General features: G+C 69.3%; 14 protein-coding genes. 9 read left to right on the top strand and 5 right to left on the bottom strand.

Translation table 11 applies throughout. The features are described from left to right. Positions 1–74 precede the first annotated feature (74 nt). From CYAGR_RS04775 to CYAGR_RS18155, 3 genes are all read left to right on the top strand, one after another. On the top strand, positions 75–494 hold the full coding sequence (locus CYAGR_RS04775) for a tellurite resistance TerB family protein (protein WP_043326492.1): 420 nt from the start codon (positions 75–77) through the stop codon (positions 492–494). Continuing rightward, positions 491–1,624: an FAD-dependent oxidoreductase gene (locus tag CYAGR_RS04780; protein WP_015108651.1), complete on the top strand. Its 1,134-nt coding sequence runs from the start codon at positions 491–493 to the stop codon at positions 1,622–1,624. Before CYAGR_RS04775 ends, CYAGR_RS04780 begins: the two co-directional genes overlap by 4 nt. 86 nt (positions 1,625–1,710) lie before the next feature. Then, on the top strand, positions 1,711–1,983 hold the full coding sequence (locus CYAGR_RS18155) for a hypothetical protein (RefSeq protein ID WP_245552611.1): 273 nt from the start codon (positions 1,711–1,713) through the stop codon (positions 1,981–1,983). 19 nt (positions 1,984–2,002) lie between these two features. Here CYAGR_RS18155 and CYAGR_RS04790 read toward each other — a convergent pair whose 3' ends face one another. From CYAGR_RS04790 to CYAGR_RS04800, 3 genes are read right to left on the bottom strand one after another with little or no spacing between them, the layout of a single operon-like run. Continuing rightward, positions 2,003–2,296, bottom strand: coding sequence for a DUF427 domain-containing protein (locus tag CYAGR_RS04790; RefSeq protein ID WP_425386790.1), 294 nt, complete (start codon positions 2,294–2,296; stop codon positions 2,003–2,005). 44 nt (positions 2,297–2,340) lie between these two features. Continuing rightward, positions 2,341–2,913 (bottom strand): DUF2808 domain-containing protein, encoded by a 573-nt coding sequence (locus CYAGR_RS04795; RefSeq protein ID WP_071881625.1) that lies wholly within the window; start codon positions 2,911–2,913, stop codon positions 2,341–2,343. A 26-nt stretch (positions 2,914–2,939) separates the two neighbouring features. Continuing rightward, positions 2,940–4,220, bottom strand: coding sequence for a glutathione S-transferase family protein (locus CYAGR_RS04800; RefSeq protein ID WP_015108655.1), 1,281 nt, complete (start codon positions 4,218–4,220; stop codon positions 2,940–2,942). 119 nt (positions 4,221–4,339) lie between these two features. Here CYAGR_RS04800 and CYAGR_RS04805 point away from each other — a divergent pair, with 119 nt between their 5' ends. The 4 genes from CYAGR_RS04805 to CYAGR_RS04820 all read left to right on the top strand — a co-directional run bounded on the left by CYAGR_RS04805 (position 4,340) and on the right by CYAGR_RS04820 (position 7,738). Further along, positions 4,340–4,858 (top strand): C-phycocyanin subunit beta, encoded by a 519-nt coding sequence (locus CYAGR_RS04805; RefSeq protein ID WP_015108656.1) that lies wholly within the window; start codon positions 4,340–4,342, stop codon positions 4,856–4,858. 161 nt (positions 4,859–5,019) lie between these two features. Further along, positions 5,020–6,489: an ammonium transporter gene (locus CYAGR_RS04810; RefSeq protein ID WP_015108657.1), complete on the top strand. Its 1,470-nt coding sequence runs from the start codon at positions 5,020–5,022 to the stop codon at positions 6,487–6,489. Between the two features lie 13 nt (positions 6,490–6,502). Beyond that, complete coding sequence (locus CYAGR_RS04815) at positions 6,503–6,841, top strand: P-II family nitrogen regulator (protein ID WP_015108658.1); 339 nt, start codon at positions 6,503–6,505, stop codon at positions 6,839–6,841. Between the two features lie 174 nt (positions 6,842–7,015). Beyond that, the gene (locus CYAGR_RS04820) at positions 7,016–7,738 is read left to right on the top strand and encodes an SDR family NAD(P)-dependent oxidoreductase (protein WP_015108659.1); all 723 of its coding nucleotides are present in this window, start codon (positions 7,016–7,018) and stop codon (positions 7,736–7,738) included. Between the two features lie 6 nt (positions 7,739–7,744). Here CYAGR_RS04820 and hemN read toward each other — a convergent pair whose 3' ends face one another. Beyond that, positions 7,745–9,115, bottom strand: coding sequence for an oxygen-independent coproporphyrinogen III oxidase (gene hemN / locus CYAGR_RS04825; RefSeq protein WP_015108660.1), 1,371 nt, complete (start codon positions 9,113–9,115; stop codon positions 7,745–7,747). Between the two features lie 66 nt (positions 9,116–9,181). Then, positions 9,182–9,871, bottom strand: a complete 690-nt coding sequence (locus CYAGR_RS04830) for a biliverdin-producing heme oxygenase (protein ID WP_015108661.1) — start codon at positions 9,869–9,871, stop codon at positions 9,182–9,184. Between the two features lie 147 nt (positions 9,872–10,018). On the opposite strand from CYAGR_RS04830, the gene CYAGR_RS16340 reads away from it, so the two are divergent. Together CYAGR_RS16340 and CYAGR_RS04840 are read left to right on the top strand one after the other, a co-directional pair. Then, complete coding sequence (locus tag CYAGR_RS16340) at positions 10,019–10,444, top strand: hypothetical protein (protein WP_015108662.1); 426 nt, start codon at positions 10,019–10,021, stop codon at positions 10,442–10,444. A gap of 203 nt (positions 10,445–10,647) precedes the next feature. Next, entirely contained in the window at positions 10,648–11,688 is a 1,041-nt protein-coding gene (locus CYAGR_RS04840) for an L-lactate dehydrogenase (RefSeq protein ID WP_015108663.1), read from the top strand. The last annotated feature ends 334 nt before the right edge of the window (positions 11,689–12,022 follow it).

Genomic DNA, 12,022 nt, shown 5'->3' on the forward strand with positions numbered 1-12,022 from the left:
TCGGTCGCATCGGCCACTGACAGACACCCCTGGAGCGAACGATGACAGGGATTCCCAAGCTTTCCACGTTGTCCATGGACGCACCTACGGCCTTCGCCGCGGTCGCTCTCGCCGCCGTCTCCTGGGACGGTGCCCTCACCATGGCGGGCACGCGGGCCCTTCGCCACGCCCTCGACTACCGCGCCCCCTTCAAGGGGAGAAGCGATAAGGAGATGATCAGCCTGATGGACACCCTGCTCCAGGGGCTGCGGGCCAAGGGCGCGATCGGCCTGATGGAGGAGGCGGCCGCGGTGCTCGACGACCGGCAGCGGCACACGGCCTATGCGGTGGCGGCGGAGATCATGCGCTCCGACGGCCCTTTGCAGGACCAGGAGCAGGCGATCCTCGCCGACCTCGCCAGCACCCTGCGCCTCGACCCGGAGGAGACCACCAAGGTGCTGGAGGTGATGGACGTTCTCCATGCCAGCATCCTGGAGCCTGCCGTGAGCGCATGAGTTCCGCCCCCGCCGGCCTCCGCATCGCCGTGGTGGGGGCCGGTAGTTCCGGCCTGCTGCTCGCCCTGATGCTGCAGCGCCAGGGCCACCGGGTCTCCCTGTTCGAGCGCTCCGGGCGGCTGCGCACCGAGGGCTGTGGGATTCTGCTGGTGAAGAGCGGGGTGGAGGCGGTGGCGGCGGCCGCCGTCCCGGGCCTGCTTGACGACCTGCTCGCAGGCGGCCATCCGGTGCAGCGCTTCGTGTTCCGCAATCTCCGGGGCGATCTGATCGAAGCCAGCCCGGCCGAGCGGGAGGCGGAGGAGCTGCCCTCCCTGCTGATCCACCGCCGCGCCATCCTCGATGCCCTCTGGGGCCATCTCGATCCCGCCAGCTTCCACGGCGACCATGCGCTCGTCAGCTGGAGCCAGGGGGAGGACGGGGTCGTGGCCCGCTTCGCCGACGGCCGCCAATGGACCGGTGATCTGCTGGTGGGGGCCGATGGAATCTTCTCCCGCGTGGCGGCCCTGCTCTGCCCGGAACGGCGCCTGCAGTACCTGGGGGACCGGGTCTGGCGGGGGGTGGTGACGGACGAGGCTTTCTGCAGCGGCGGGGATTTCTTCGTCTATGCCCGGGGCCGGGGCATCTACGCCAACTTCTTCGACCTGGGCCCCGACCGGGAGGGCCGGGGCCGCACCCACTGGGGCTTCTTCCAGGAGGAGGAGCTCCCCGACGACCGGGTGGCCCGGCAGCGGCTGCTGGAAGAGGGGGTGCCCGCCGCCGCCCTCGCCAAGCTTCCGGCTGATGCGGCCGCCGTGATCGCTGCCACCGCCCCGGAGGGCGTGGTGGCCAACTGGTCGTTCGATATCGATCCCCTGCCCGCCTTCGTGGCCGGGCGGGTGGCCCTGATCGGCGACGCCGCCCACGCCATGAGCTCCTCCCAGGCCCGGGGGATGACCGCGGGGCTGGAGGATGCGGTGGCCCTGGCGGCAAAGCTCGCTCCCGGCGCCGCCGCCACGCCGCAGCTGGCGCTGCAGGCCTACCAGGAGGAGCGGCTACCGGTCGTCCACCGCTACCAGGAGCGCAGCCGCCAGGTGAGCCATCGCACGGGACGGAAGCGTCCACCGACCCGTGATACCGCCAGGACTCGGTAGGGGAGCAACACCGAAAGATGTTGTGAAGGTGACAGTTCAGATCTGGCACAGGGGCCAGAATGAAAATCCTGTATACGAGGCAAGACGTGGCGATCTCCTTACCTCAGTCCTCCCACGCGCGCAACAGCTCCCAGACACGCGTCAGGGCCCAGTCGTGCCGCACCTACCGGCTGGTGGATCTGCAGGGTGAGCCCCATCCCATCCTCGACGACCTCTACGAATCCCTGGATGCCGCCTGGAGCGAGGCACTGAACTGGTGGCAGGAGGAGTTCGGCCCCGTCCAGGGCCCTGTCGGCATCGGCGTGGAGGTGAGCACCCTCAGCGGCGAGTGGCGCACCCTGCGGTACCCCGGCACCTGATCGCCGGGCGTCTGAGGTCTCAGGCCACCGTCACGCCTTTCCAGAACGCCACCCGGCCCCGGATGTTGCTGGCCGCTTCCTTCGGCTCCGGGTAGTACCAGACGGCATTGGCATTCTCCTTGCCGTCGACGATCAGGTCGTAGTAGTGGGCCTCCCCCTTCCAGCCGCAGAACGAGCGGTGGCTGGAAGTGCGGATGCAGGCCGGATCGAGGGCCTCGGCCGGGAAGTAGGCATTGCCTTCCACCGTCACGATGTCGTCACTGCTGGCGATCACCTTTCCGTTCCAGCTGGCCTGCATCGTGGGGGTCCTCATGGGTCACCATCCTGGCGCCTGACCAGCGGCAGCGGCCGATCGTCTCACCACTCGTTGGGCTGGTAGATCCTCAGGGTCCCCACCCCCACTGGGCTGGGAACCGGCCCGGGGCCGGCCGGGATCACCGTCACCTGAAACAGGTAGGTGTCGGCCTGCACGGGGTTGAACCAGGGCCGCAGCGACACCGTGACGGTCGCACCGGGCGGCACGGGCTCGGGGAAGCTGAGGCTGAAGCGCCGGGCGGCAGAATCGAAGTCGGCCTGCACCGGAATCCGGCGCCCCTCGCGGCGGGGCACACCGAGAAAGGCGCGGGTGCGTTCGACGGCAAACGGAAACTGCCAGTCGGCGCCGCGGATCTGCTGGATGGTCATGCCGCCGAGGGAGGCCCCCGCGCTCGCATCGAGGCTGAGGGTGAAGAAGTACTCCGCCGGCGACTGGCCCACGTTGGTGGTGTAGCTGGTGAGGGTGACCTTCCAGGGGGCCCGCAGGAACTGGGTACGACCGCCCGGCTCCTGGGCGAGTCCGGCGGCCGCCGCCACGGCCAGGGTCAGAGCCGCCAGGGGCGGCAAGAGCCGGCGGAGGCCCCCCAGGGAAGCGCGAGCCGAAACATCTGCCATGGCCACCACTGCCACCGGTGCCAACGCTAGGGGCCGCCGCCCGACGGGCGGCCCATGACGGCCAGGAAAGGGGACGGATCCTGGTCGCGCCGATGTTGCAGCGGGATCGGTTCCCCTGCCGCCGAGGGTTCTGCCGGATCGAGGCGGGCGGTGGACTCCAGGGAACGCCGCAGCAGGCGGGCCGCGTGCAGCGGCATGTCCCGGGGCACGCTGATGCGATCCCGCAGGTAACGCAGGCCACGGGCCGAACCGGGGGGAGGGGGACAGTCCTGGCCCGTGATCAGCCGGGTGAGGGCGCAGCGCAACGGCCGCTCGAACCCCTCGGCTCCGAAGGGATTGCGCGCCAGGAGGGGCCCTCGGTGCCGGAGCACCCGGGCCAGGGCCACGGAGGCCGCGTCAGCCGGCTCGCTCTGGCTGGTTTCGGGGTCGGACCCGGGTGGCGCCACGATCGGCCAGGGCCCGGCATCGATCCTCTCGGCCAGATCCCGCTGCTCGCCGCTGCCGCTGGCATAACAGCCCCCCATCTGGGGAGGCAGATCATGGGCGTGAGTGTGGAAATCGCTCTGGGTGCCGAGGTAGGTGGAGCGCTGCTCGAGGGCCCGGAACCAGCGATCGATGGCCGGATGGCACTGTCGCAGCAGGTAGCCCTTGTAGTAGGCCAGGCTGGCATTCATGCGCTCGACGTAGGGCACGAAGATCAGATCCACGGTCCCCAGCTCCCCGAGCAGGAACGCTCCCGGCTCGGCGTCGAGGGCGGTCGCGAAACGCTCGGCCCAGCGGTCGAAGCCCTCCCGCCCACGGGCCTCCTCGGCGGCCCCCCGGGCCGGGACGCAGAGCCACTGGCACCAGGCCCGGAACAGCTGACGCTCCAGCTGGCGCAGCGGCAGGGCCCGGGAGGACTGCATCGCCTCCCCCAGGGGACCGAAGCTCTGCTCGAGGGCCTCGAGGATGCGGTCGCTCTCGGTGATCAACCGACCATCCAGCTCCAGGGCCGGCAACATGCCGCTGGGCACCCGCTCGGTGTACCAGGGCTCCTTTTGCCCATAGCAGAACATCGTCACCTTGCGGATCCGATAGGGAACCCGCTTCTCCTCCAGCCACAGCCAGACCTTCTGGCAGTAAGGACACCAGGCGTGGTGGTCGCGGTACAGCGTGACCCGGACTTCCGCCTCCGGGCGCCCGAACAGCCGCAACTGGGCCTGGGGGCTGGCGGGACCGGCCGTTCGATCGCTCGGCAGCGGGCTGGCCGCCAGGGCCAGCGCACCCCAGTCCATCGGCTCGAGAGGCATGGTTTCGGAGCCGGCCATGCGCTGGGGCGAGGGCCATCCACCCTAGTCAGGACGCCAGGGGCGCTTCCTCCGGCGCGCTCGCACCACCAGGGGCTGCGAATCTAAAGTTCACTCCTCCACGCTTCCCAGCAGCCCCCATGTTCGACGCCTTCACCAAGCTCGTCGCCCAAGCCGACGCCCGCGGCGAATTCCTCAGCCCCGGCCAGATCGATGCCCTGGGAGCGATGGTGGCCGAGAGCAACAAGCGGATGGACACGGTCAACCGCATCACCTCGAACGCCTCCAAGATCGTCACCAACGCCGCCCGCGACCTGTTCGATCAGCAGCCCGCCCTCATTGCCCCCGGCGGCAACGCCTACACCCACCGCCGCATGGCCGCCTGCCTGCGCGACATGGAGATCGTGCTGCGCTACATCACCTATGCGATCTTCACCGGCGACGCCTCCGTGCTCGAGGACCGCTGCCTCAACGGCCTGCGGGAGACCTACCTGGCCCTTGGCGTGCCCGGTGCCTCCGTGGCCGAAGGGATTCGCAAGATGAAGGACGCCGCCATCGCGATCGCCAATGATCGCAACGGGATCACCCCCGGTGACTGCTCCGCCCTGATGTCCGAGGTGGGCACCTACTTCGACCGCGCCGCCGCCGCCGTCGCCTGAGTCGGGTCTGCCATCCACCATCCCGCCGGGGCCAAGCCCCGGCTTTTTTTATGACCATTCACTGGTGGGAGGGCTTGTTTGTTCGATTGGCTACATAGCCATCCTTCCCCTGCGTTGAGGGTGAATTTGGCCTTTTCCAAGGTTCCACCCCCCCTTTTCCGATGCAGGGATCTCCGACTGGTGCATCGTCGTCATCCGCGCCATCCGCGCCATCCGCACTGACGACCTTCGATCGCCTCCGCAGCCGTTGCCTGGTTGGGCTACAGGATCAACGACTGCGGAGCATCGCCTTCCTTCTGCTGGCGCTGGGGGCCGGCATCGGTCCGCTGCTGGCCGGCTCGGCCCGGGCGGCCCTGACCATGGCCCCCACCGACGGGGCCGACACCCTGCTGATGCTGGTGGGTTCGGCCCTGGTCCTTTTGATGACCCCGGGCCTGGCCTTTTTCTACGGAGGGTTCACCCGTTCCAAGAACGTGCTGAACTGCATGATGATGAGCTTCTTCCTGATGGGGCTCATCGGCGTTCTCTGGGTGGTGCTGGGGTACAGCCTGGCCTTCGACGTCGGCTTCGGCAGCCCCTTCATCGGTGGGCTGGGGTCGATGTTTCTCCATGGGGTCGGCGGTGAACTCGGCGACCAGCCCCTGGCGGCCGGCTTCCCGATCAGTGCCACATCCTTCGCCCTGTTCCAGGGCATGTTCGCGATCATCACGCCAGCCCTGATTTCCGGGGCCCTGGTGGAGCGCGTCAGTTTCAAGGCCTGGTTCTGGTTCTGCCTGCTCTGGAGCCTGCTGATTTATTCCCCCATGGCGAAGATGGTGTGGGGTGGAGGCTTCATCGGTCCGTTCGGAACGATCGGCGCGATCGATTTCGCCGGCGGCACCGTGGTTCACATCGCTTCCGGCGTCGCGGCCCTGGTGGCGGCGGCCATCATCGGCCCACGCACCACCTGGCCCAATAACAAGCGTCCGCCTCACAACGTCCCCTTCATCCTGCTGGGAGCGGGTCTGCTCTGGTTCGGCTGGTTCGGCTTCAACGGGGCCAGCATGTTTGCCTCCAAGACGGCGGGGTACCCTTTCCTCACCACCACCACCTCCGCCTCCGCCGCCCTGCTCACTTGGTGCATGATCGAATGGATCAAGGACGGCAAACCCACGGCCGTGGGAGCCTCCACCGGTGCCGTTGCCGGCCTGGTGGGCATCACCCCGGCCGCAGGCTTCGTCTACATGGAGCAATCGCTCCTGATCGGCATCCTCACGGCAGCCGCCTGCTTCATCGCCGTGCGGGTCAAGGCCGCCATCCAGTTCGACGACTCGCTGGACACCTTCATGCTTCACGGCGTGGGCGGGACCGTGGGCGCTCTGCTGACCGGGATTCTCGCTTCCAGGACCCTTGTGCCCGCGGATTACTTCCCGTTGTCGGCCAAGATCCTTGAGGAATCAGGAAACTTCGGCCTGTTCATCGCCCAGCTCAAAGCCGTAATCCTCACCTATGGATTTGTCGCGCTGGGTACGGCTATTATTCTATGGATTCTCGGTGCCCTGATGCCCCTGCGCGTCAGCATCGAAGAGGAAGAGCGCGGTCTCGACTTCGTGGCTCACGGGGAAGAGGCGTACGATCCAATGACCAACTGAAGACAAACCTTCCATGAAAATGATCACGGCCATGGTCCGCCCCTCCAAGGTGGATGCCATCAAGACAGCCCTCGTCGCCCTTGACATCATCGGGATGACGGTCACCGACTCCCGTGGATTCGGTCGCCAGAAAGGCCAGGTTGAGCGCTACCGGGGAACGGAGTTCACCGTTGAGTTCCTTCCCAAGGCGAGGATTGAGATCGTCGTCCCCTCCGCCAAGCTGGACGCGGCGATCGCCGCCATCACCGAAGCGGCCCACACCGGTGAAATCGGCGACGGCAAGCTCTTCGTCACCCCGGTTGAATCGGTGATCCGGATCCGCACCGGCGAATCCGGCGAATCCACCCTCTGAGCCACAGCCGCCGGCAGCGGCGCCCCCCCCCCAACCGGAGCTGGCCATCGCGGTCAGCTCTTTTTTTGGGTTCCTGACACGGAGGTCCCACACACCTTGAAGGGGGTCCTGCGGGATTGCGCTGTCCGCCGCCCTGGCCATCGGCCAGGATTTCCGGACACGTCGTCGCCGGCCATGGAGCAGCCCCGCACCCTGCTGATCAGCGGCGCCAGCCGGGGCATCGGCCGGGCGATCGCAGAACGGGCCCTGGCCGAGGGCCATCGGCTCAGCCTCGGCCTGCGCGATCCCACCGCCCTGCCGGAGGGCCCGCTCCGGCAGGCCGCCAACCGGTGGAGCGACCGGCTCTTCGTGCATCCCTATGAGGCGCGCGACCCCGACCAGGCGACGGCCTGGGTGGCGGCGACGCTGGCCCGGTTCGGGGCGATCGACGGGGTGATCCACTGCGCCGGCCTGTTCTCCCGGGTGGGCCTGCTGTTCGCGCCCGGCGGCGAGCAGGAGATCGAGGACTTGTGGCGCGTGAATCTGATGGGTCCCTGGTGGCTCACCCGGGCCGCCTGGCCGGCGCTGGTGGCCAGTGGCGACGGACGGGTGATCACCCTGGTGTCGATGAGCGGCCAGCGGGTGAAGGGTTCCCTGGCGGCCTATCCCTGCAGCAAGTTCGCCCTGATGGCCCTGTGCCAGTCGATGCGCAACGAGGGCTGGGACGCCGGGATCCGGGTGACGGCGATCTGCCCGGGCTGGGTCAACACCGCCATGGCCTCCCAGGTGACGGCCCTGCCCGCCGACGCCATGACCCAGCCCGAGGACCTGGCCGCCCTCACCGCGCAGCTGCTGCGACTGCCCGCCAGCGCCGTTCCCTTCGAGCTGAAGATCAACTGCGTGCTGGAACCCTGCTGAGGCCGCTCAGATCAGCCGCGAGCCGGAGGCCGCCTGGCGCTGGGAGGGATCGAACACCGCCGCCACGGTGCGGATCAGCCAGCGGCCCGAGGCGGTGACCACCACCAGGCCGCGGCCATCGGCCCGGCTGAGCCGCACCAGTCCGTCCTCGGCCAGGGCCTCGAGGGCGGCCCACTCGGCGGCGTAGCGCTCCGGATCGATCGCGACCCGGAACTGGCACATCACCTCGCGGATCAGCTCCCGCCGCTCCAGCACCTCCGGATCCCGCACCACCAGCCCCCGCTCCACCGGCAGCTGGCCGGCGGCGATGCTGGCGGCGTAGGCCTTGAGATCCCGCTGGTTCTGGCTGAAGAGGCCGGGGAACTGGCTGATGGCCGTGGGGCCCACCCCCAGCAGCTCCAGCTCCCCGCCGGTGGTGTAGCCCTGGAAGTTGCGGTGCAGGCGCCCCTGGCGGGCGGCCAGGGCCAGGCTGTCGCCCGAGAGGGCGTAGTGATCCATGCCGATGGCGTCGTAGCCGCAGCCGCCCAGGCGGGCGGCGGCACTGTCGAGCATCTGCAGCCGCTGGCGCTGGCTGGGCAGATCCTCCGCCGCGATCCGGCGCTGCAGGGGCAGCTGCTCGGGCAGGTAGGCAAAGGAGAACAGGGACACCCGGTCGGGGCGCAGGTCCTGCACCAGGGCCAGGGTGGCCTCGAACCGCTCCGGGGTCTGGAGCGGCAGACCGCAGATCAGATCCACGTTGACGCTGGCGAAACCCGCCTCCCGCATCCAGCCCATGGCCCGGCGCAGCTGGTCCACCGGCACCACCCGGTTCACCGCCTTCTGCACCAGGGGGTCGGCATCCTGGATGCCGAAGCTGATCCGCGTGAAGCCCAGGCGGCGCAGCTCCATCACATCCTGGCGGCTGAGGGCCTCCGGATTCACCTCGATCGAGGCCTCCAGATCGCTCTCCAGATCAAAGTGGCGCTCGATCAGTTCCCAGAGGCGCTCGCGCTCGGGGATCGTCAGATAGTTGGGGGTGCCCCCGCCCCAGTGCAGCTGGGCGAGGCGGCGCCGCTGGGCGGAGTGGCGGCTGATCAGCTCCAGCTCTGCGGCCAGGGCCTCCAGGTAGGGATCCACCACCTTCGAGCCGGCGCGGGTGGTGATGCGGTTGCAGCCGCAGAACCAGCAGGCGTTGCGGCAGAAAGGCACATGCACGTAGAGCGACAGCGGCGCGTCGGTGGGGCGGGCCAGCTGGGCCTCCAGATCGGCCGAGCTGACGCCCCCGTGGAACGCCGCGGCCGTGGGATAGCTCGTGTAGCGGGGGACGGGCCGGTCGTACTTGAGCAGCAGATCGATCGGGGTGGTGGGACGCGGGGAAACGGTGGCCGCAGGGGTCATGGGGAGGGGAGGGGAGTGTGGCGGGAGAAGGGGGCGGCCGGTGCGGCCAGGGGGCGCGCAGGGCGGCTAGGCGGCGAGCTCTCCCAGCTCCGCCAGCAAGCGCTGGGTGTCGTGGAAGGCGATCACCGATTCCTCCAGCAGTTCCAGCTCCTCGTCTTCGCTGAGGTCCATCCGTTCGAAGGCGTCATGCAGCTCCTGCTTCAGCTCGGGGATGGGGCGCTGAAACTCCCAGAACTGCAGGGGCGGCAGGCCCTGGCCCGCGAGGATGGCGTTGGCCTGTGCGGCCAGTTGCTGGCCCCCGGAGAGGTCGCCGCCGTAGCGCACGTAGACGTGGGCCATGAAGCGGTGCGGGGCCTGCTGGGCCAGGCGCTGCAGATGCTCCAGCCAGATCGTGGCCGCAGCGGAAGCGGGCGTGGCCGGGACGACCGCCAGCTCGGCGATGTCCTGATGCAGGGCCTGGCTGCGGGCCAGGTCGGCCCAGGGGAAACCCTCGGCTCCCAGGGCGGCGGCGAGCAGGGGCCCCCGGGTCTCGATCAGGTCGTAGCCGGGGGCAAGGGCACGGATCAGGGCGGCCAGCTGGCGGGGGTGGGCCTGCCCTGCCAGCAGGGACCGGGAGAAGGACATGCCCTCGGCCTGGTGGTGGGCGGCACCGATGCGGCCGTGGAGCCGGCGCACCCGGGGGCCGAACCCCTTGCGAGCGAGCACATCGGCGGGCCTGGCATGGTCGGAGATGGCGGCAGGGATGGCGGTGGTCATGGGGAACGGCGCTGGGGGAAAACGGGCCCGCGAGGGCGCGCTGCTTACGGTATAACGGTACTGTTGTTCCATGCTTGTATGGAAACAATTTCGTTGCAACCGCCGCATCCACTCCCCACCTCCGTCCCTTCCGCACCCCGCTCCGCCATGTCCACCACCACCCAGGCCCCGCCCGCCGCGCCCCTGCGCTCCCTCTCCTTTCTGGTGGCCCCAAGGGGCCAGCTCAGCGAGGACGGCCAGCTGCGGGAACTGGTCGAGGAACGCCGCCAGCGCAAGGGCGCGGACGTGGAGCTCTGGTACCTGGGGCCGGAGCTGGTGGAGGAGCTGCGACTGGCTCAGGCCTTTCGCCATCCCCCTGCGAAAGACCAGAAGCAGACGCGGCCACAGGAGCCCATCGAAGCGATCGTGGCCGGTGATGCAGCGGTGATCACCTGGCTGCAGCTGCGCTTCGGCGGCTGCGCCGGCAGCCTCGCTCTGCCGGCAGGCTGGCTGCAGGAGCGGGCGGCAGCACTGCCTCCCCGGGCGCCGGCCGCCGACACCGCCACCAACACCGCTCGCGCCGCCTGGACCTAGAGGAGGAATCCCGGCGCCGGGGGCGTCCGGCCGTTGGCCTCGGGGAACACCCCCAGCGGTGGTCCCGGGGCCGTGACAGCAACGCTCGCCGGTGTTTCCGTTGGGCTGACGGCCTGATTCCCAGGGCGGAGGCGCAGTGAACCCAACGGCAACGAACCCAATCGCAGCGACCCGTTCGAGCCACCCCCAGGCCCCTGCCGCCGGTGCCTGATCTCACCCCGGCCGTCGGCGACGCCTCCGCCGCCCCTTTCTGCAACCTGCTGCTGCCCACCGGCGCCCAGGCGCGGGGGCGCACCCTCCCCGGCCGCAAGGTCGTGATCGTGGGCTGCGGCGCCGTGGGCATGGCCTGCGCCGTGGCGATCCTGCATCGGGGCTGCCAGGAGGAGCTGGTGCTGGTGGATGTGGCCCACGACCGGCTGGAGGGGGAAGTGATGGACCTCTGCCATGGCCTGCCGTTCCTGCCCCGCACCGACCTGCGGGCCGGGAGCGTGGAGGAGGAGGGACGGGATGCCGATCTGGTCGTGATCACCGCCGGTGTGGCCCAGCAGCCGGGCCAGTCGCGGCGGGAGCTGATCGAACGCAATGCGGCCCTGTTCCGCAAGCTCGTGCCGCCGATCGCCCTCCATTGCCCCCGGGCGGTGCTGCTGGTGGTGAGCAATCCGGTGGATGTGCTCACCCACATCGCCGGCCAGCTGAGCGGCTTCCCCGCCCACCGGGTGATCGGCTCGGGCACCGTGCTCGATTCCGCCCGCTTCCGCATGGCCATCAGTCGCCGGCTGGGGATCGATCCCCACGACGTCCAGGCCTGGGTGATCGGCGAACACGGCGATTCGGAGGTGCCGGTGTGGAGCCGGGTGGTGGTGGCTGGCTCGGGGCTGGTGGATGGGGGCTGGGAAGGCAGCCGCACCCTGGCGGATCCTGAGCTTCAGGAGCTGTTCCATGACGAGGTGCGCCAGGCCGCCGACGCGATCATCCGGCTCAAGGGCAGCACCTCCTGGGCGATCGGGCTGGCCACTGCCGAGATCGTCGAGGCGGTGCTGCGCAGCAAGGACCAGATGCTCACCGTGAGCAGCCGCAGCCACGGCCATTACGGCCTGCCCGATGTCTGCCTCAGCCTGCCCACGATCGTCAACGACAGCGGCGCCGCCGCCCTGGTGCAGATGGCCCTGACCGAGAAGGAGATGGGGCAGCTGCGCCACAGCGCCGAGGTGCTGCGGGGCATGCTCGATGAGGCGGGATTCTGAGGGGATGCGCTGTGAGACGACCGCTTTTCCGCGATGGGCGCCTGCGCGAAGCCGAGCGACACCCCACCAAGGCGGTCGTGGAGCAGACGCCGCGGAGGTTCAACGAGCCTTTCAGCTCGCCACCCCAGCCAGCATCGAGGACAGGCCAGAGCAGGAACTCCCACTGCTCCGGAGCAGCGGCAGAGGTGTAGTCGCAGCGCAGCGACCATGTGGTCAGGACAACGCGGCAGTCCCGGCGACTCGTGCACTCTGGTGGGGTTCTCGATAAGAGAAGGGTTGGGCAAAGGGGGAGGGAGGATCTCTATCCTTTCTCCCTTTTTTTGTCCATTGCAGA

It is taken from the genome of Cyanobium gracile PCC 6307, from assembly GCF_000316515.1.
Taxonomy (GTDB): Bacteria; Cyanobacteriota; Cyanobacteriia; order PCC-6307; family Cyanobiaceae; genus Cyanobium; species Cyanobium gracile.

What these genes read in the sequence shown, in the direction of transcription:
- CYAGR_RS04775 (WP_043326492.1), top strand. Translation starts at nt 75, where the DNA reads ATGGACGCACCTACGGCCTTCGCCGCGGTCGCTCTCGCCGCCGTCTCC.
- CYAGR_RS04780 (WP_015108651.1), top strand. Translation starts at nt 491, where the DNA reads ATGAGTTCCGCCCCCGCCGGCCTCCGCATCGCCGTGGTGGGGGCCGGT.
- CYAGR_RS04790 (WP_425386790.1), bottom strand. Translation starts at nt 2,296, where the DNA reads ATGAGGACCCCCACGATGCAGGCCAGCTGGAACGGAAAGGTGATCGCC.
- CYAGR_RS04795 (WP_071881625.1), bottom strand. Translation starts at nt 2,913, where the DNA reads ATGGCAGATGTTTCGGCTCGCGCTTCCCTGGGGGGCCTCCGCCGGCTC.
- CYAGR_RS04800 (WP_015108655.1), bottom strand. Translation starts at nt 4,220, where the DNA reads ATGGCCGGCTCCGAAACCATGCCTCTCGAGCCGATGGACTGGGGTGCG.
- CYAGR_RS04805 (WP_015108656.1), top strand. Translation starts at nt 4,340, where the DNA reads ATGTTCGACGCCTTCACCAAGCTCGTCGCCCAAGCCGACGCCCGCGGC.
- CYAGR_RS04810 (WP_015108657.1), top strand. Translation starts at nt 5,020, where the DNA reads ATGCAGGGATCTCCGACTGGTGCATCGTCGTCATCCGCGCCATCCGCG.
- CYAGR_RS04815 (WP_015108658.1), top strand. Translation starts at nt 6,503, where the DNA reads ATGAAAATGATCACGGCCATGGTCCGCCCCTCCAAGGTGGATGCCATC.
- CYAGR_RS04820 (WP_015108659.1), top strand. Translation starts at nt 7,016, where the DNA reads ATGGAGCAGCCCCGCACCCTGCTGATCAGCGGCGCCAGCCGGGGCATC.
- hemN (WP_015108660.1), bottom strand. Translation starts at nt 9,115, where the DNA reads ATGACCCCTGCGGCCACCGTTTCCCCGCGTCCCACCACCCCGATCGAT.
- CYAGR_RS04830 (WP_015108661.1), bottom strand. Translation starts at nt 9,871, where the DNA reads ATGACCACCGCCATCCCTGCCGCCATCTCCGACCATGCCAGGCCCGCC.
- CYAGR_RS16340 (WP_015108662.1), top strand. Translation starts at nt 10,019, where the DNA reads ATGTCCACCACCACCCAGGCCCCGCCCGCCGCGCCCCTGCGCTCCCTC.